Below are 17,788 nucleotides of genomic sequence, written 5' to 3' on the forward strand. Positions count from 1 at the left end.
TTTTCGCATAACGTTCAAAATAACAGGCCTGCGCGGCTTTTCGCGCAGGTCCGGTTAATTGCTGGGTTAGCCGTCATTTCGGAAGCTCCTGTAGGGCGCTCCTAAACTCGGCTATGTTCTGAATTAGCGCAGTACTTGTGAGTCTGCGCTCAGTAACCGGCCTCTTGTATTTATGCCAGGCCGAAAGACGATCCAGCTTCGCTCGGTGTATGCCACTTTCAAAGAAAGAGAATGCAGCCATTTCGAGACTGCCCGATAAATCAATGAAGTCTTGGCGAATCAATCGCGCAAGATCAAAGTATTTTTCCGACGGTACATCGACCAAATGCATATGGAGGGTGATAAGGTAGTCTTGAACAAATGCCACCTCGCGCTTCGTTGCCGTAGTCAACCAAGCGGAACCAGCGAGTTGCTGCTCTGTGAAGCGAGCAAACCAGTTTTCAAACTCATCCTTTGAAAGGAGGATGCAAGGGCCACGCGATACCTCACCGTCGAGGCCGAGCGCACCAGTCGAACCCATTACACGCATGTCTTGCGCAAGCTTGAGGATACGTTCGTGAGCAGCAATCTGTCTATCTATGATCTTTGATCGAAGCTGCAGGCTGAATTCGCGACGCTTTAGTAGAAGAGAGGCAACGAACGAGAGAACCCCGCCACCCAGCGCACCAATAAGACCAAAGACCGCGCTTGCGTTTGAGTTTAGGAATTGTTGGATTTCCGGAGACATGGTCTTGTGACGGCTAATAAGTAATTAAATGGTTTAGGCATATCATCCCTGATCGCCGTACTCTAGGCAATAAGCTCTGTTACCTTATCAGGACATTAACTGTAGATCACGATATACAGTTTATTTTTAGCCCGGTAGGATGCGGTGAGGAACGAACCGCATCAATCGCGAACGATGCGGTTCACGATGTTTACCGCATCCTACGGGAGGTAGGGAGTTGAGTGGACGGCATGGTTCCTTCACTTTTCATCTTCATTCCACCATCTTAAATCATGAATATCTTGATGAGATGTCAAAACCTTGTCGATAGCGGAGGCGACTCGGTTGATGTCGGGTCTTGCATCTACTTTTCCGAATAATCCTTTTCTGACCTCGGGCTTTGAGGGCTCTATAAAACAAAGAAAACGGTTGTCGCCTGGTTCAAGCTGGTTGCTACATCCAATAAACATCTTAAATTTTTCATTTTTTATGGGTATCAGCCATCCCCAATCCTCGGTATAGGGTTCTTCTGGGGTGATACCATGAAGGGAAAGCTGAGAGCATAGATATTCCGCAAGACGTTTGCCCCAGATTCCAGGGTTGATCTCCTCGTCTTCATTCGGGTAGGAGGGGAATGCATCGGAAATAAATTCAACGTGTGTACGAAGGTTCATATCTTTAGCGAACAAGTAATTAAATGGTTTAGGCATATCATCCCTGATAGCCGTACTCTAGGCAATAAGCTCTGTTCAGGACATTAACTGTAGATCACGTTCTACAGTTTCTTTTTACCGCGGTAATAGTCGGCTATGAAGAGGTAAACAGCCAACCATAGCCCGGTAGGATGAGGTGAGGAACGAACCGCATCAATCGCGAACGATGCGGTTTACTGTATTTACCGGATGCAATAAATTAGAGGCTCACTTTTACATGAATTCCCGTGAGTTTTTGCTGTTACGGAAGAGTAAGGGCTTTTCATCGGGTGCCAATGCGACGGCTGCAGCCGAGGCAATGGCGGCATCTATAACCTGATGATTGGGTGATTTGCTGCAAACCGGGTCGGTGTTGTACATGTCGCCGGTCAGTAGATAAGCTTGGCAGCGGCAGCCGCCGAAGTCTTTGTGTTTTTCGTCGCAGCTGCGGCAAGGTTCTTTCATCCACTCCTGACCGCGGAAAAAGTTGAACGCTTTGGAGTCGTGCCAGATTTCTTCGATGCAGAAATCTTTGACATTGGGACAATCCAGTCCGGGTAGTTCGCGGGCCGAGTGGCAGGGCAACGCTACGCCGTCCGGAGCAATGGTCAAAAAGGTCGTTCCCCAGCCGTTCATGCAGGCTTTCGGGCGGTCTTCGTAATAATCCGGCACGACATAGTAAATTTTCATTTTACCGGCGACTTTTTCTTTATAAGCCTGGGCAATCCGTTCCGCCTCTTCAAATTGCTCCCGGGTTGGCAATAATAAGTCACGGTTGGCATGGGCCCAGCCGTAATATTGAGTATTGGCCAGTTCCAGATAGTCGGCGCCCAGTTCTTCCGCCATTTCCAGAATGTCTTGCATTTGATGAATATTTTCACGGTGTATCACCACGCATAACACCATGGGATAGCCGTGTTTTTTGACCAGATGGGCGACTTCTTTTTTATGGAGGTAAGAGGCCGTTCCGGCAATATGGTCGTTTAATTCCTGGGTGCTCGCTTGAATGCTGACTTGAATATGGTCCAGCCCCGCCTCTTTGAGCTGTACGATTTTTTCTTCAGTCAAGCCGTAGCCGGATGTAATCAGGTTGCTGTAGTAACCGAGTTGGCGGGCGTGTCTGACCAGTTCTGTCAGATCTTTGCGGGTAAGCGGCTCGCCGCCGGAAAAACCAAGCTGAACGGCGCCCATTTTTCGGGCTTGTGTCAGCACGCGCATCCAGTCCTCGGTGCTTAACTCTGATGGATATTTGGCATAATCCAGAGGGTTCGAGCAATAAGGGCATTGCAACGGGCAGGCATAAGTCAGCTCTGCCAGTAACCAACGCGGCGGTGTGATATTAGTCTTGTCGAATCCAGCCATTGTGCAGTGCTACTTCCAGAAAAGCGTTGATGTCGTTGCTCAGGCCCGTGGTTTCAAATTTTTGTTCAAGTTCGTTGATCACTTGATCCAGGGTACGGGTGCCGTCACACAGTTTTAAAATTTCCGCTGAGCTGGTGTTCAGTTCAACCATGCCTTCAGGGTACAAAATGACGTTTTTTTGCTGCGCTTCTTCCCATTGCAACCGATGGGTGGGTGAGAAGCTGATGATCTTGTCGGGTTGAATAGTCATTGTTTTTCGATATTGAAATAAGGCGGCATTTCGTTCACGTAAGCCAGGTACATGGCATCGGCCATGGTCCACAGAACATTGAGTTTAAATTGCAGAATCTCGATCATGCGCTCCTGCTGTTCACGGGTTTTGTACCATTCCAGAGTGATTTCCAATCCGTGTTCTACATCGCGGCGCGCTTCGGTCAGACGTTTACGAAAATAGGTGTAGCCTTCTTTTTCAACCCAGGGGTAATGCGTTGGCCAGTTATCCAGTCGCTGCTGGTGTATTTTGGGTGCAAATAACTCAGTTAACGAAGAGCTGGCGGCCTCATGCCAATCCGCACGACGGGCGAAATTGACATAGGCATCGACGGCAAAACGAACGCCCGGCAAAACGTATTTAAGCGAAGTGATTTCATCACGCGTCAGGCCGACAGAAATACCTAACCGTATCCATGCTTCAATGCCGCCCGGATCGTTGGGATGTCCGTCATGGTCCAGGATACGCTGTATCCAGATGGCGCGGGTTTTACGGTCCGGGCAATTGGCCAGAATGTTGGCGTCTTTAATCGGGATGCTGACCTGATAATAGAAACGGTTGGCAACCCAGCCTTGAATTTGTTCCTTGGTCAGCTTTCCCTCATTCATTAGCGTGTGATAGGGGTGATGGATATGGTAATACTTTTCCATTCCACGCAATTTCGCTTCAAATTCTTCCCGGTTCCAAGGCGTATTATCACTAGCTGTCATTGTCTTCCCGTCTGCAATTTTTTAAAGTTCAATTTCCAGGCCATCATAGGAGACCTCGATTCCGTTTTGGTTCAATATTTTGAATGCATCGGAATCCTCATCCAGAATGGGATTGGTATTGTTGATGTGGATCAGTATTTTTCGGGTATCAGGAATGGCGTTGAGGACTTCAATCATGCCGCCGGGGCCTGATTGGGCCAGATGTCCCATCTCCTGAGCTTTTTTGCTGCTTGCGCCGCAGGCTATCATTTCATCTTCCGTCCAGAAAGTACCATCGACCAGCAAGCAGTCAACGTTTTGCATGGCGCTGAGAACATGAGGCTCTATTTCGCCTAGGCCGGGCGCGTAATAAACGCGTTTTCCTGTGGATATTTGTTCGATGATGACGCCGATATTATCGCCTTCATGCGGGTCATGACGGTGCGGTGAATAAGGCGGCGCTTTACTTTTGAGCGAATGGGTGTAGAGGCGGATGTCATCAATTGCTTCTACCGTAAAACTGCTGCCATCCAGGGGGACCGGATGATGTTTTACCGTGCAGTAATGTTCCAGCATCTTGAATACGGGGAAACCGGTAGTCAGATCCTGTTTGACCATTTCGCTGCAATACACATTGAGTGGTTCTTTGCCTTCGCGCAGCATCAGCATGCCGGTCGTGTGATCAATTTGGCTGTCGATAAGCAAAACCGCTTTGATGCCGGTATCGCGAATGCCTTCTTTGGGTTGAATGGCTGGAAAGGCTTCCAGCTGGGCTCTGATATCGGGCGAGGTATTGAACAGCAGCCAGTTTTTGTTATCGGTACTCACCGCAATAGAGGATTGAGTTCGGGCTTTACCGTTCATTTGTTGATGCCGCAAGCGTCTGCAATTGTCGCAGTTACAGTTCCATTGAGGGAAACCGCCACCGGCTCCCGATCCTAAGACTCTGATTTTCATGGTAGTCGAAAAATAGCGTAAGAAAGTGCCGCAATGATACGGTATTGAGAAAAATCAGGCAAAAAAAAGGGGTCCTTTCGAACCCCTTTTTTGCGTTACCGGTAAAAAATTAACGGTTGTAAATATACATGGTGACTTCGAAACCAAAACGCAGGTCAGTGTAGCTTGGTGTTTCCCATTTCATGATGAATACCTCCAGAAGTATTATTGATAGTTCTTATGCTAGCTTGATCAAGTAAGCTCAAAAGAGTATACGACGAACTTTTAGGTTGCGCAACTATTGCCGCGGAAGGATCTTAAAGAGTTTGAGCCCAGTTTAATACACTGATTTATAGGTGATTGCTGTACAGAGAACGGGCTGATTTTGTTAAGGGGAATGCAATTATTTGTAATGTCAAGGCTTATAGGGTTATTATCAAACCTCACCATATATTAAAAATAATTAAAAAAGAAATCCTTGAGGAGGAAATATGGGTGTTACTTGGCTATTCATTGTGATGTTTGTTGTCGCTGCTTTTGCGTTTGCACCATTAGGTTACTTTATATATAAGTTCACCATCAATAATGGTAAACCTTTTGGTGAGACCGAGCCGCATGGCGACAGCCCTTCCAAAGTTAATGATTTGGCTGAAAAGGCCATCGAAATGTTTAAAGGTTTTTTACAAAAAAATAAAAAATAAGCAATCTTTCATTCAGTTAATCATTCATGCAGTCCGGTTAGCCTGCATGAATGATTTCAGCCAACCCAGTGTCCTCAACTGCAGGTTGGGCAATTGGGATTTTTTCTCAATTTCATCTCAGTCCATTCCATCGTCAAACCGTCAATCAACAGTAAACGGCCGGTCAACGTTTTGCCGATGCCGGCTATTAACTTGATTGCTTCCAAAGCTTGCAAGCTTCCGATAATCCCCGTGATGGGCGCGATAACCCCATTTGTTGCACAGTTTTGTAATTCTTCACCGGTATCCGAATATAAGCAGTTATAGCACGGGCTGTTATCCCTGCCGGGTGTGAACGTGGAAATCTGTCCTTCAAAGCGAATGGCTGCCCCTGATACCAGCGGCTTTTGCTGCATGACACAGGCGCGGTTTATTGCAAACCGGGTAGTGAAATTATCGCTGCAGTCCAAAACAATATCCGCGTTACAGACGGCGTCCATTAATTCTTGCCCTTCAAGACGTTGACTGAATGCGCTGACTTCTGTTCCAGGATTTAAGTTTTTTAGCGTGCTTAGGGTTGAAAATGCCTTGTTAGCCCCAATATCGGCCGTGTGATGGGCAATCTGTCTTTGCAAGTTTGACAGATCGACGATGTCGTTGTCGTAAAGGGTGATTTTCCCTACTCCGGCAGCGGTGAGATACATGGATGCCGGTGAGCCTAGTCCGCCAGCTCCGATGATCAGAACATGAGCGGCCAGGAGTTTCTGCTGGCCCTCGACATCGACTTGCGGCAGCATGATTTGTCTGCTGAAGCGCAGGAGTTGATCGTCATTCATAAGTTGTTTAGTTGATGTAATTTTAAAAGTTATGATGCCAAAGAACTTGACAGACTGCAAAACCTGATTATTATTAGCACTCATTAATAGCGAGTGCTAATAATCCTTTTTTTACCTTTGTTTTAATTTTTTCAGGAGATATTGATGAAAATACGTCCTTTACACGACAGAGTAGTTGTTAAACGTGTTGAAGAGGAAACGACAACCGCTGGCGGCATAGTTCTGCCCGGTTCAGCCGCTGAAAAACCAAGCCAAGGCGAAGTGTTAGCCGTAGGCCAAGGTAAAGCGCTGGATAACGGTACCGTTCGCGCTTTGGAAGTTAAGGTTGGCGATAAGGTGTTGTTTGGTAAATATTCCGGTAATGAAGTCAAAGTTGATGGCGAAGAACTGATCATCATGCGCGAAGACGACATCATGGGTATTTTGGGTTAAGTCCAACACACTGGATTTATCATAAACATATAACATTCAATAGATTAGGAATTAAGATGGCAGCAAAAGACGTAAAATTCGGCAGTGATGCGCGTACATTAATGGTGCAAGGCGTTAACATTCTTGCAAACGCAGTAAAAGTAACTTTAGGTCCTAAAGGCCGTAATGCGGTTTTAGATAAAAGCTACGGCGCACCTACGATTACTAAAGACGGTGTATCGGTCGCAAAAGAAATAGAATTAAAAGACAAATTCGAAAACATGGGCGCCCAAATGGTTAAGGAAGTGGCGTCTAAAACTTCCGATGTTGCTGGTGATGGAACAACAACTGCAACGGTTTTAGCCCAATCAATTTTAAACGAAGGCCTGAAAGCAGTTGCTGCCGGCATGAATCCTATGGATTTAAAACGCGGTATTGATAAAGCGGTTGAAGTAGCCGTCAAGTCTATCGAAGCGGCTGCAACACCGTGTACAGACAGCAAAGCGATTGCTCAAGTAGGCACGATCTCTGCTAACTCTGATGAGTCAGTCGGTCAAATCATCGCAGAAGCGATGGAAAAAGTCGGTAAAGAAGGCGTTATCACTGTTGAAGAAGGTTCAGGTTTAGAAAACCAATTGGACGTTGTTGAAGGTATGCAGTTTGACCGTGGTTATCTGTCGCCTTACTTCATCAACAATCAAGACAGCATGAGTTCTGAGCTGGAAAGCCCCTTTATCCTGCTGTACGACAAAAAAATCTCCAACATCCGTGATTTATTACCGATATTGGAAGGCGTTGCCAAATCAGGCCGTCCACTATTGATTGTTGCTGAAGATGTTGAAGGCGAAGCTTTAGCTACGCTGGTTGTCAACAACTTGCGCGGTATCGTAAAAGTGGCTGCGGTTAAAGCGCCAGGATTCGGTGACCGTCGTAAAGCCATGTTGGAAGATGTTGCTATATTGACCGGTGGTACTGTAATTTCTGAAGAAGTCGGCCTGAGCCTTGAAAAAGCCGGATTGGAGTTATTGGGAACTGCGAAAAAAGTACAAGTTACCAAAGAAAACACCACTATTATCGATGGCGCAGGTACTGAAGAAAGCATCAAAAGCCGTGTTGCGCAAATTCGCAAACAAGCTGAAGACGCAACATCTGATTATGACAAGGAAAAACTGCAAGAGCGTCTGGCTAAACTGGCTGGCGGTGTTGCGGTAATCAAGGTTGGCGCAGCGACTGAAGTTGAAATGAAAGAGAAAAAAGCTCGCGTTGAAGACGCATTACACTCAACCCGTGCAGCGGTTGAGGAAGGCGTAGTCGCAGGCGGCGGAACAGCTCTGATTCGTGCTTTAAAAGCGTTGGATGGCTTGAAAGGTATCAATCACGATCAAGATGTGGGTATCAACATCCTGCGTCGTGCTATGGAAGAGCCATTGCGTCAAATCGTCAAAAATGCTGGAGACGAATCTTCAGTTGTCCTGAATGAAGTGGCTAAAGGTACTGGTAACTTCGGTTACAATGCCGCAACAGGCGTCTATGGCGATATGATCGAAATGGGTATCCTGGATCCTGCAAAAGTAACTCGTTTTGCTCTGCAAAACGCAGCATCAGTTGCTGGTTTAATGATCACAACTGAAGTTATGGTCGCTGACGCTCCAAGCGACGACAAAGCTCATGGCGGTCCTGATATGGGCGGCATGGGTGGTATGGGCGGAATGGGTGGCATGGGCGGCATGATGTAATTGCTGACCCAAGCTCTTTACGCTTGACCAAAGCCCCGGCTGGATTCAGCCGGGGCTTTTTTATGAGCATAATTTTTATTTAACACGCGCGATGACAGATGACTCAAGCTAACGATCGGAATTTCGATCAGCTCATCGATAAATTCGACCGCAAAATTTACCAAACCGCGAAAGGGGAATGGCGGCTGAAACTATTAAAAGAAGATCTGACGCCTTTTTACGATGCCGCTGATGCACTGACGGTATGGGATGCTGGGTGTGGTTTTGCCCAAATCAGTCTCTGGTTGGCGAAAAGAGGGCATCATCTGACGCTTTGCGATCTGTCGGAAAAAATGCTTGAACGCGCCAGAGAAGCTTTTATCAATGAAGAGGTGACCGCCGAGTTTTATCTGGATTCAGCTCAAAATCTAGCTTTAAAGCTTCCACAGTATGATTTGATCTTGTTTCATGCGGTTCTCGAATGGCTTGCTAATCCTATGCCGACCTTGCAAACAGTTATTGAGCAGGTGAAACCGGGCGGGCACCTGTCCTTGTTGTTTTACAATCGGAATGCCATGGTTTTCGGCAACGTTTTAAAAGGCGGCTGGCGCTGGAAAAACGTATTGGACGACAGTTATCTGGGGAAAGGCTCCAAAATGACCCCGCCCAACCCGCAATACCCGCATGCTGTTATAGAGTTCCTTGAAAACAATCATTTTAAGATCATCACTCATACCGGGTTACGCGTTTTTCATGATTATCTGAATCACGAGACCTTGGCGCAGAGCAACGCTGACGAACTGTTTGAGCTGGAAAGCCGTTATTGCCGGCTACCCACATTCCGCGACATGGGACGCTATGTGCATCTGGTTGTCCAGCGAGCGTAAGCAAGCAGTTCCGGTTTACTGACTATAAGCAATATCGAGCACCGTATACCGAACCGGTTTTTGTTCGATAACAATCGTCACTTCATCGTCATAGGTTTTTTTCAGCAACACCTTGGCGAGAGGAGAATCCAGACTGATATAGTTCTTCGCAGGGTTAAGTTCATCCGCCCCCACGATTCGATAAGTGACCGGCTCACCGGATTCATTTTCCAGTGTCACCCAGGCCCCGAAAAAAATCTTATCCTGATCTGAAGGGGCTTGGGTGACGACGGTAAGCGAGGGCAAACGCTTTTGCAAGTAATGAATGCGCCGGTCTATACCGCGTAATTCTTTTTTGCGATAAATATATTCGGCATTTTCCGATCGGTCACCTTCTGCGGCAGCGGCGGACAGAGCGGCGGTGACGTCCTTGCGTTTGTCCCATAAGCCCCGTAATTCATTTTCCAGCACTTGATAACCGGCTTGGGTGATATACGGGGATGATTTGGCTTGGGGTGGTTTCCAGCGGCTCATGCGATTTTATATTCCGGTTTTTAATATTTTCAGACAACAGAAGCTTTATTTTATATCATAGCCGTTTCTTAAATTATCAACAGTAGGTTCCCCTCATGCAAGTAGCTGAAAATATGGCTGTTTCTATTCATTACACATTGACCAATGACGCCGGTGAAACGCTGGATAGTTCAATTGGCAGCGATGCGCTGGTTTATCTGCATGGACAGGGCAGTATCATTCCCGGACTGGAACAAGCCCTGCTTGGTAAAGCCGTTGGCGATAAGTTAAATGTCGAAATAGAGCCATCAGAAGCTTACGGTGATTACGATGAAGACATGGTTCAAGTGATTCCGCGTCAGATGTTTGAAGGAATCGATGTGATAGAAGTCGGGATGCAGTTCCATGCCGATGTCAGTTCAGGACCCGGTGTCGTGACGGTCATTAATGTCGAAGGTGATGATGTTACCATCGATGGCAATCATCCACTGGCCGGTATGAAATTATTTTTCGACGTGGAAATAACTGATATTAGAGAAGCGACAATGGACGAATTGGCTCACGGCCACGTGCATGGTGCCGGATGCAGTCATTAATAACCGCTATTGCCCTAAAATCACCCGCTGATTTTAGGGCGGCAACGCCAAATGAACATTCAAACACGTTAGCAATAAGAATGATCGGTCAGACCTGAACGTAAGTTGCGGTTGGCGGCGATAGCCAACCCGACGATTGATCATCCGCTTGCTGTTGGGCTGCGAAAAGCTTAAACCTACCCTTTTTATCATCAAACCGGTAATTGCTGCTTTTAAAAGTTGAACGGTAAATTGTATGAAACAGGTTTTTAGAGTCCAAGATCGCTCAATCCTGGATGATTCTCAGGGCGACGGCCTTGAGGCCAATGAAATTTGCGGTCCGACTCTTTGATAGGTAGGTCGTTGATACTCGCATAACGCTGACGCATTAAGCCGTATTCATCAAATTCCCAGTTCTCGTTGCCGTAAGACCGAAACCATTCATTATTTTCATTGCGCCATTCGTATGCAAACCGGACGGCGATACGGTTACCCTCAAAAGCCCACAGTTCTTTGATTAACCGGTATTCGTATTCGGTGGCCCATTTGCGTTTCAGGAAGTCGATGATTTGTTCCCGCCCCACGGGAAATTCAGCCCGATTTCGCCATTGGCTGTCGGTCGTATAGGCTAAAGCAACTTTTTCAGGAGTGCGATTATTCCAACCGTCTTCAGCCATGCGGACCTTCTCAACTGCAGTTTCGCGTGTGAAGGGCGGAAACGGAGGTCGTGATTCAAGCGTCGTGTTCATTGAAAACTCCCTGTTAATCTTGTTGAGTTTAAGGATATGAACATTTATAGGTTTTCTTGAGCAGCGTAAATGTTATAACCAAGGCAACGGATTGATTTTTTGTCCATCTTCAAAGTGGATGGACAAAAAATGAGCCTCAGTTTGTAACTTCCGTTCCTGTCAGTGAAAATGCACTTCTCGTGACTTAACCATATCACTTCGTTTCAAAACGTAGCTGTCCTCATCATCATTCGATATCATTGATCCGTCTTCATTAATCTGAATGAGCGTGCCTTCATTTTCAATTCGATAATGCCGCGTGCTTTGCCCGCCTTTTTTGGGTGTTAAAACAACGGTATGACTCTCTTCATCCCAGGTGTATTTCCCTTTTTCATAAAACTCCCTTGAGGACTCTCTTGCAGGCTGAGTCACCAGCAGATAATTGTTTTTTTGTTTTAAAGATAGCGTCGCTTTTATTCCCGGGCAATCTTTACAAGGAAGAAATCCGTAGAAAACGCCATGAAAGTCCATGCTTTTATCAATAGGGGTTTCATGTCCTGCATGGCCTGCTTCAGTCTGTTGGCTCTTCGCTCGCATTCTGAGGAAACTTTCTTGAGCTTCGAGGTCGGTCGCCGCAAATGCAGGAATAGCAGGGAGCAGACTGCTAAATAGAAACAAAGCCAGATTCTGTTTTAATTGTTTTTTTATTGCTAGCATGATGAGTTTCCGGAAAATAAAAATTGGGTTGTTGTATTCGCGAATTTACCAGATATATTCGATTTGCCAAAAAAGAAGACCTGAATTAACCTGTCTTAAATCCTAAAGTTCTGTTTTTTATGAATAATTAATTTTTTATGTTTATGGAAATGATCGATTAAAGCGGCAAAAATTCATCATAATTTTTCAATAGGGGAGGGGTAGAATTTTTGATGGCTGCAAATGCCGGTAATGTCAGGTCAGGAACTTTTTGTTTAAAGATCTACAGGGATCCAATTGGCTAAAGTAAGGTTACAGTGTTTCTGCTTAAACGTCATTTGACGAAAGCTCAGGCAAATTTCTTTTTCAATCGCCAAAAAACCAATGCTGAAGCCAGAACCATTCCACAAGCGGAACCCATCAGTATCAAACCCAGGAACAAGATCTGCTTGAATGTATAATCCACTAACTCTTTGCCGCTAGCCTGAGTTTGGCGGGTTAGCGAGTCTACTCGAGCCGAGAGTTCGTCAAATTTACCGGTAGCCAGGGTTTGATCAACGGTTTGCAGCAATTTCACCAAATCAAGTGCAGTAGCGTTGATCTGGGCAGCGGCTGCCGTGTATTCGTTGATGCGAAAGGGCTCTGCGTCCGGGTTTGATGGGCGGGATTGGAGTTGCTGTACGACACCTTGAAAAGACTCCAGGGCTGCTTTTGACGCATCGGACATCTGTTTGCCTGCACTAAGAGCGCTTTCGGTCTGTGCGGCGAGACTGACGAGGCCGGGTTGTTGTTCGTTCAACGCTTGAACGATCTGCTGACGTTCATTGCTGATGAGGCCGGGCAGGCTTTCTGCTGTTTGACTTAACCGGTCTGCCGATTCGGCCGCTTGAGCCGTACTGGTCAGCAGTTTTTCCATCTGAGGCATTTCCACCGTTTGGATGATCAGTAATTCGGTTTCCCAGCGGATCAACGTCGGCATATGTCTGGCCAGAAACAGGCCTCTCTCTGCGAATAGGCGAGAGCTAGCCAGTTCTCGAGTAGCGGGGTCCAGACCTGCCAATGGGTCAATGGAGAGCAGGTTGAACACACTGCTGGTAATGCCTGCCTTGGGGCCGCGGTTCATTTGCGAAATTTCGGACGCGAAGCCCAGCGAACCTAGATCTCTGGGGGAGCGAGCATCTGGGTGTTGCTTGTGCCAGTCAAGAATGGCGGCACGCAGTTCAGTGACCTGTTCTTTTTTCAGCGCCGTCTCGGCAATGCGCCAAATTTCTTTCTCCACCTGCTCGGATGCGTGTCGATAAGGTTCAGCTGATTCGTCGGAGAACTTGGGCGCCCAGAAGTCTTCAAAATTCATCCGGTTTAAGCTGGCAAAGATGACCATGTCGAGGAGATTGGCATAACTGTTGGCCCCTGTGGCGATGGCTAATAAATCGGTGGTAATAGCGATGCGTCGTTTAAGCTGGTTGAGTTTTTTAGGCGCCGAATCGTCTTCCCGCTGAAGATTACGCGCAGCGTTATTAAGCGCTTCTATGGCATTATCTGCAAAGCGGAGTAACTCGGATTGCAGTTCAACAGGATCGGGTGCGTCATTTCCCTGATTAATAGCAAATAGGGAGAAGAGGCCTTTTTCCGGCAATTCCAGTGTGCTTCTGATTAAATTGCAACCGCTAGCACTTAATGTTAGCGCCAGAAGCAGAATGACTTTAGATGCCCATTGAGGGTTATTGGGACAGTAAGGCTTAAGCTCGCCGCGCATGAAGAATCAACTCCCAAAGTGATTTCTGATAAATAGCCACATTGCCTTCTGCTGGTAAATGTCTATCCCATTCAGGGTTTGGGAAGCATCGAAAAGCAGTTTAACATCATTCTAGGCCGTAGGTTTTGACTGTACAGGCGGTGCCGAAATCATGGAATCTCTAATTTTGGTCTGCCCAATAAGATTGATTTAACTTAAGCACCGCAATGATATCTAAAAGCACTCATCCCACTCAAAAAAAGTTGAAGTAGACATTGCTTTTAGAAATTACGGGTTAATTTATCAAAATTTATCAGATCTGATTTTTTCCAAACTATATTTATTATTGATATGACAACTCCGTATTTTATGACCATGCTGCCAATATTTTACTTTTACCATGGCTTCTAGATGCCCTACAAAACGTCGTCGCCACATTCGTTACGCGATCAAATTAGACGCCACACTGGTTTTGAATAATGGGCAAAATTTCTCTTGCGAAGTCCAAGATTTTTGCAGTTCGGGATTTTTATTAGGCCTTAAACCATCAAGCCAGATAGTACAATTTTCGGCTAACAAAAAAGTCCAGCTTCGTTTCTCGTTGCATAGAGAGTCCGATGCACGGCAATTTCAACTTGAAGTCAAAGTAATGCACGCAAGTTCCAAAGGCATCGGTGTTTTCATTAAAAACATGCCCCAGGAAATTTTTAATGCCTTAAAAAATGAGGTTTTTAAGGTGTCCGGCAGAACAGCTCAACATGACATTGAGCCAACCGAAGCAGACCCGCACCAGGATAACTTAAAACAAATAAAAATTTGGCTTGATAAAGAGTTGGTTGGGTTGCTCAACAATTTTTTTGAGAGACTGGATGAGGACTTTAAAAAATCGGTTCATAAAATCTCTACTTCAGCACTTGAGGATTTGATAACAACGCTCAAATTTAATTACGATTCAATTACCAGTGAATTTTGTAATTCGGTTTTTTTGGGTGTCGACAGCATGACCGGTTCCAGCATTCAGGAAAACAGGTTAAATGCCGGTACTATGGAAAAGCTTTCTTTGGTTGAAATGGATGATTTTGAAGATTGGTTAAATCTGTCGGCGTCTATCAGACGGTTAACAAAACATTTTGAATATCCACTTAATCAGATAAACAACCAATTGAAACGGTTATTTGGCCATTGGGCCCATGATGTTAAAAACCCAATCAGCCCGGATGCCTTATGTGATCACTTTCGCGAACTTATCCTGCAATTAAATTTAGAAATCACGATTAATCAAACACTTTATTCAGCGTTTGAAAAAGTATTAACGAAGGATTTGGAGGCGTTGTACGAGCATTTTGAGCATCTGTTATCCAAACTGAGTGCTCCCAAGCCTGCGCCCGCCAAAATTGTCAAGCAACCTGAACAGATCGCGATCGACCATGGTTATTTGGGAGATCCGGTCTTTAAGTTTGATACCAACATCGCCAGGACGCTGGTTAAAACGTTTGCTGTTAAAGAAGATGCTGATCTAAAAAAGCCGGCAACAGTTGAAATGTCCAAAACGTTGCCGGGCCTATTAAACCAAAACCAGCCTCATTCAGGAACTACATCATCAATTCGGAACGCAGCGTCTCAAGGGGGTTTTTCCGCCGAAGAAGTCATCGCGATGATTTCGAAAATGTATAAAACTACAGCTGTAGGTGACAGGAATGAGCCCGTTACAAGCAGTTTACTGCACACACTCATTCGAGATAAGTTAAACGATACTACCGGAATACCTGCGTTTTTTTCTAAGCACGATGTCCATAATATCGAGGTTTATGAAAAGTTTTTCGATACCTTATTCAATGACGTGTCTATTTCCTCTGAAATCAAAGCTTACATGGAACGTATGCAGCTATCGCTTCTCGAACAAACGCTGCAAGGTAACCACTTTTTAAGTGCGGACTCGCACCCTATCAGAAACATACTCAATCAATTAGCGTCTTTGGAATCGGCAGTAAAAGAGAATCGAGTCATCAAAAGAACGCCTGTAAAAAACACGCTGGACAAACTGGTCTTACGAATACTTCAGGAGGCGAGCACTAATTCGTCGATATTTGCAGAAGTGGAGCAAGAGCTACAAGAGGTGACAAAGCAGGTCAAAAAATCGTCAGATCTGACTATCAAAAGAATAATCGAACCTTACGAAGGGCAGCAGCTACTGGAGATGGCAAGGCGCCATGTTCAGCATGAAGTTGATAAGCGCATTGCCGGAAAATTAATTCCTAATTGTGTTTTGATGTTGTTGAATTCGGGATGGCAGCATTTATTGGTTTTACTTGAATTGGATACGGAAAAATCAACTGAGGAAAAATCGGCTAATTACCGGGTAGTCGATGATTTGATCCGTTGGCTGTCCTTTCGAGATGCCGGTCTTGAAGCTGAATACTACGCGATTAGTCAAACCATTACTTTTATAGATGAGAAACTCGGTTCGTTTGCACCCAATGCTTTTAATCACTTTAAAGTCATTGAAGATTTAAGGCGTTGTTTGATAGGTGCCGAATCGCTTGCCGAGAGAAAACGCCTGGAAATAGTCTATGTTGACAGGATTTTACAACCTGAATCCCCAAACAAAAGCCGCCCTATGGATCTTTGGGCTCTTCAGGTGGAGCAATTAGAAGCAGGTGAATGGATAACCTTGTTTAGAAAGCCGGATTTATTCGTGCCTCTTAAGCTCGTGTGGAAAGGACAATTTCCGGAAATTTTAGTCTTTGTTGATAGGGATGGATTAAATAAAACGGAACTGACCAAAATGGAATTGACTGAACTTCTGCGCAACGGAGGGGCAAGCACAATGGAAAATCCGGATGAGCCGTTGATGGACCGCACTACGCAGGTAATGCTGCAGAAAATGCATGAAAAGCTCATATACAACGCAACCCATGATGCTGTTACCGGCTTGTTAACAAGAGATGAGTTTATTAAACAGTTGAAATACGAGCTCGCAAGACAAGGCGACAACCAGCATCTGCTTTGTCATCTGGAAATCCAGGATTTCCAGATGTTAACCATTGTGTGCGGATTAGAAGCAGGTAATCAACTGTTGATGAGCATTACACACATGTTGACCCGTCATTTAACGAATAACGAAATGCTAGCTCGTTTAGGTGATAAAACGTTCGGAATTTTGTTAAAAAACTGCACAAAGCTAGAAGGTTTGGACCGGGCTCGGTCATTAGTCAACCTTATCACCGCAATCCATTTTGATTGGGAAAATAAAAGTTATCCAATTAATATCAACATGGGATTGGCTCCCTTTATAGTAAACGGCTTTGATGCCCAACAATTTTTGCAGCACGCTGTTTCTGCCTGCATTGTCAGTGAACGGTCCGGAAATAATCAGATCAAACTGTTCTGCGAAGAAGACGAAGATTTAAAAAACCAATATAAATTACAGGAATTTGCCGGGCAGATAGATAAAGTACTGTCGGAAAACAGGCTGTTTTTAAGGTGTCAAAAGATAGTCGCCGTAGAAACCGAAAAAAACAGTCATCTACATTACGAAATTCTTCTGGGGATTAAAGATGAAACGGGGAAGACTATTTTACCCGATCATTTTATTCCGGCAGTTGAGAGGCTCAAACGCATGCAGGATTTAGATCAATGGGTGATCACTCATGTTTTTAAATGGATTGAAGAAAATAGAGTATTTTTTGATCAGATCGACGGATTTGCCATTAATCTTTCCGGGCAATCCCTAAATTCACAGGCGTTTCTCGAATTCCTTACCCGACTCCTCGATTCCAGCAAGTTTCCTGCTGAAAAACTGACGTTTGAAATTACCGAAACGGTTGCAGCCGATAGTTTTGTCTATGTAAAAAATTTCATTCACAAAATAAAAGCGTATGGATGTCGGTTTTCACTGGATGATTTTGGTTCGGGCTATTCGTCCTATGCCTATTTGAAAAATCTGAACGTTGATTATTTAAAAATCGATGGTGCTTTCGTCAAAGATATGGCCGAAAACAAAGCCGAAGTTGCCATTGTAAAATCGATGAACGAAATTGCTCACTCATTGGATATGAAAACCATTGCGGTAAATGTCGACAGCAACGAAATTTGCGACATTTTAAGAGATATTGGCGTTGATTTTGCGAAAGGCTACTTCATTGAAAAACCGAAATTACTGTCAGAACTGGTTAATAAAAGCGAGTTAAGCGGGAAGTCTCTGGCGCCGGAAACCTTGACTGTTAATACAACGATGGAGCCGCAGGCTGACACCCTTACTGAAAAGAACTCCCCTGCCACATATTCGGATAGTGATGACGATAAAAAACAAAACAGAAGCGAAGGATTGTTAGAAGCTGATGACTTCTGGGGCTTTTAAGTACATTGCCCTGCATG

General features: G+C 45.2%; 18 protein-coding genes. 6 read left to right on the forward strand and 12 right to left on the reverse strand.

All coding sequences use genetic code 11. The features are described from left to right. Positions 1-73 precede the first annotated feature (73 nt). The 7 genes from GO003_RS06200 to pqqA form a co-directional block, all read right to left on the reverse strand. Positions 74-727, reverse strand: a complete 654-nt coding sequence (locus GO003_RS06200; RefSeq protein ID WP_159655553.1) for a hypothetical protein — start codon at positions 725-727, stop codon at positions 74-76. Positions 728-966: 239 nt separating this feature from the next. After that, complete coding sequence (locus GO003_RS06205; protein WP_159655534.1) at positions 967-1,416, reverse strand: hypothetical protein; 450 nt, start codon at positions 1,414-1,416, stop codon at positions 967-969. 216 nt (positions 1,417-1,632) lie between these two features. Next, positions 1,633-2,760, reverse strand: a complete 1,128-nt coding sequence (gene pqqE, locus GO003_RS06210; RefSeq protein WP_159655532.1) for a pyrroloquinoline quinone biosynthesis protein PqqE — start codon at positions 2,758-2,760, stop codon at positions 1,633-1,635. Then, positions 2,738-3,010 carry a pyrroloquinoline quinone biosynthesis peptide chaperone PqqD gene (gene pqqD, locus GO003_RS06215; protein ID WP_159655530.1) on the reverse strand — a complete coding sequence of 91 codons (273 nt, stop codon included), beginning with the start codon at positions 3,008-3,010 and terminating at the stop codon, positions 2,738-2,740. Before pqqD ends, pqqE begins: the two co-directional genes overlap by 23 nt. Next, on the reverse strand, positions 3,007-3,741 hold the full coding sequence (gene pqqC, locus GO003_RS06220; RefSeq protein WP_159655528.1) for a pyrroloquinoline-quinone synthase PqqC: 735 nt from the start codon (positions 3,739-3,741) through the stop codon (positions 3,007-3,009). The genes pqqD and pqqC overlap by 4 nt, the downstream gene beginning before the upstream one ends. 21 nt (positions 3,742-3,762) lie before the next feature. After that, a complete protein-coding gene (pqqB, locus tag GO003_RS06225; RefSeq protein ID WP_159655526.1) occupies positions 3,763-4,677 on the reverse strand; it encodes a pyrroloquinoline quinone biosynthesis protein PqqB in 915 nt (304 codons plus the stop codon). A gap of 109 nt (positions 4,678-4,786) precedes the next feature. Next, positions 4,787-4,861 (reverse strand): pyrroloquinoline quinone precursor peptide PqqA, encoded by a 75-nt coding sequence (pqqA, locus tag GO003_RS06230; protein WP_006892363.1) that lies wholly within the window; start codon positions 4,859-4,861, stop codon positions 4,787-4,789. Between the two features lie 286 nt (positions 4,862-5,147). On the opposite strand from pqqA, the gene GO003_RS06235 reads away from it, so the two are divergent. Further along, complete coding sequence (locus tag GO003_RS06235) at positions 5,148-5,357, forward strand: hypothetical protein (RefSeq protein WP_159655524.1); 210 nt, start codon at positions 5,148-5,150, stop codon at positions 5,355-5,357. A 74-nt stretch (positions 5,358-5,431) separates the two neighbouring features. Here the strand turns inward: GO003_RS06235 and GO003_RS06240 are convergent, their stop codons facing one another. Next, the gene (locus GO003_RS06240) at positions 5,432-6,172 is read right to left on the reverse strand and encodes a HesA/MoeB/ThiF family protein (protein ID WP_159655522.1); all 741 of its coding nucleotides are present in this window, start codon (positions 6,170-6,172) and stop codon (positions 5,432-5,434) included. 144 nt (positions 6,173-6,316) lie between these two features. Here GO003_RS06240 and groES point away from each other — a divergent pair, with 144 nt between their 5' ends. The 3 genes from groES (at position 6,317) to GO003_RS06255 (ending at position 9,185) form a co-directional block, all read left to right on the forward strand. Next, a complete protein-coding gene (groES, locus tag GO003_RS06245; RefSeq protein ID WP_159655520.1) occupies positions 6,317-6,604 on the forward strand; it encodes a co-chaperone GroES in 288 nt (95 codons plus the stop codon). Between the two features lie 56 nt (positions 6,605-6,660). Then, positions 6,661-8,319, forward strand: a complete 1,659-nt coding sequence (gene groL, locus GO003_RS06250; RefSeq protein WP_159655518.1) for a chaperonin GroEL — start codon at positions 6,661-6,663, stop codon at positions 8,317-8,319. Positions 8,320-8,417: 98 nt separating this feature from the next. Continuing rightward, on the forward strand, positions 8,418-9,185 hold the full coding sequence (locus GO003_RS06255) for a methyltransferase domain-containing protein (protein WP_159655516.1): 768 nt from the start codon (positions 8,418-8,420) through the stop codon (positions 9,183-9,185). Between the two features lie 15 nt (positions 9,186-9,200). On the opposite strand, the gene greB is transcribed toward GO003_RS06255, so the two are convergent. Further along, complete coding sequence (greB, locus tag GO003_RS06260) at positions 9,201-9,698, reverse strand: transcription elongation factor GreB (protein ID WP_159655514.1); 498 nt, start codon at positions 9,696-9,698, stop codon at positions 9,201-9,203. 95 nt (positions 9,699-9,793) lie between these two features. Between greB and GO003_RS06265 the strand changes: the two genes are divergently transcribed. Beyond that, positions 9,794-10,273 (forward strand): FKBP-type peptidyl-prolyl cis-trans isomerase, encoded by a 480-nt coding sequence (locus GO003_RS06265; protein ID WP_159655512.1) that lies wholly within the window; start codon positions 9,794-9,796, stop codon positions 10,271-10,273. A gap of 248 nt (positions 10,274-10,521) precedes the next feature. Here the strand turns inward: GO003_RS06265 and GO003_RS06270 are convergent, their stop codons facing one another. The 3 genes from GO003_RS06270 to GO003_RS06280 form a co-directional block, all read right to left on the reverse strand. Further along, positions 10,522-11,001, reverse strand: a complete 480-nt coding sequence (locus tag GO003_RS06270) for a nuclear transport factor 2 family protein (protein ID WP_159655510.1) — start codon at positions 10,999-11,001, stop codon at positions 10,522-10,524. Positions 11,002-11,160: 159 nt separating this feature from the next. Further along, positions 11,161-11,697 (reverse strand): copper resistance protein NlpE, encoded by a 537-nt coding sequence (locus GO003_RS06275; protein WP_159655508.1) that lies wholly within the window; start codon positions 11,695-11,697, stop codon positions 11,161-11,163. A 328-nt stretch (positions 11,698-12,025) separates the two neighbouring features. Further along, the gene (locus tag GO003_RS06280; protein ID WP_159655506.1) at positions 12,026-13,432 is read right to left on the reverse strand and encodes a hypothetical protein; all 1,407 of its coding nucleotides are present in this window, start codon (positions 13,430-13,432) and stop codon (positions 12,026-12,028) included. A 379-nt stretch (positions 13,433-13,811) separates the two neighbouring features. Between GO003_RS06280 and GO003_RS06285 the strand changes: the two genes are divergently transcribed. Continuing rightward, positions 13,812-17,771 (forward strand): DUF1631 family protein, encoded by a 3,960-nt coding sequence (locus GO003_RS06285; RefSeq protein ID WP_331001624.1) that lies wholly within the window; start codon positions 13,812-13,814, stop codon positions 17,769-17,771. Positions 17,772-17,788 lie beyond the last annotated feature (17 nt).

The sequence above is a fragment of the Methylicorpusculum oleiharenae genome, from assembly GCF_009828925.2.
GTDB classification, from domain to species: Bacteria; Pseudomonadota; Gammaproteobacteria; order Methylococcales; family Methylomonadaceae; genus Methylicorpusculum; species Methylicorpusculum oleiharenae.

Excerpts from the sequence above, each read along its gene's own strand:
- groL (WP_159655518.1), top strand. The coding sequence starts at position 6,661 with ATGGCAGCAAAAGACGTAAAATTCGGCAGTGATGCGCGTACATTAATG.
- GO003_RS06270 (WP_159655510.1), bottom strand. The coding sequence starts at position 11,001 with ATGAACACGACGCTTGAATCACGACCTCCGTTTCCGCCCTTCACACGC.
- GO003_RS06255 (WP_159655516.1), top strand. The coding sequence starts at position 8,418 with ATGACTCAAGCTAACGATCGGAATTTCGATCAGCTCATCGATAAATTC.
- pqqD (WP_159655530.1), bottom strand. The coding sequence starts at position 3,010 with ATGACTATTCAACCCGACAAGATCATCAGCTTCTCACCCACCCATCGG.
- pqqE (WP_159655532.1), bottom strand. The coding sequence starts at position 2,760 with ATGGCTGGATTCGACAAGACTAATATCACACCGCCGCGTTGGTTACTG.
- GO003_RS06285 (WP_331001624.1), top strand. The coding sequence starts at position 13,812 with ATGGCTTCTAGATGCCCTACAAAACGTCGTCGCCACATTCGTTACGCG.
- GO003_RS06280 (WP_159655506.1), bottom strand. The coding sequence starts at position 13,432 with ATGCGCGGCGAGCTTAAGCCTTACTGTCCCAATAACCCTCAATGGGCA.
- GO003_RS06240 (WP_159655522.1), bottom strand. The coding sequence starts at position 6,172 with ATGAATGACGATCAACTCCTGCGCTTCAGCAGACAAATCATGCTGCCG.
- groES (WP_159655520.1), top strand. The coding sequence starts at position 6,317 with ATGAAAATACGTCCTTTACACGACAGAGTAGTTGTTAAACGTGTTGAA.
- GO003_RS06275 (WP_159655508.1), bottom strand. The coding sequence starts at position 11,697 with ATGCTAGCAATAAAAAAACAATTAAAACAGAATCTGGCTTTGTTTCTA.
- pqqC (WP_159655528.1), bottom strand. The coding sequence starts at position 3,741 with ATGACAGCTAGTGATAATACGCCTTGGAACCGGGAAGAATTTGAAGCG.
- GO003_RS06200 (WP_159655553.1), bottom strand. The coding sequence starts at position 727 with ATGTCTCCGGAAATCCAACAATTCCTAAACTCAAACGCAAGCGCGGTC.
- GO003_RS06265 (WP_159655512.1), top strand. The coding sequence starts at position 9,794 with ATGCAAGTAGCTGAAAATATGGCTGTTTCTATTCATTACACATTGACC.
- GO003_RS06205 (WP_159655534.1), bottom strand. The coding sequence starts at position 1,416 with ATGCCTAAACCATTTAATTACTTGTTCGCTAAAGATATGAACCTTCGT.
- GO003_RS06235 (WP_159655524.1), top strand. The coding sequence starts at position 5,148 with ATGGGTGTTACTTGGCTATTCATTGTGATGTTTGTTGTCGCTGCTTTT.
- greB (WP_159655514.1), bottom strand. The coding sequence starts at position 9,698 with ATGAGCCGCTGGAAACCACCCCAAGCCAAATCATCCCCGTATATCACC.
- pqqB (WP_159655526.1), bottom strand. The coding sequence starts at position 4,677 with ATGAAAATCAGAGTCTTAGGATCGGGAGCCGGTGGCGGTTTCCCTCAA.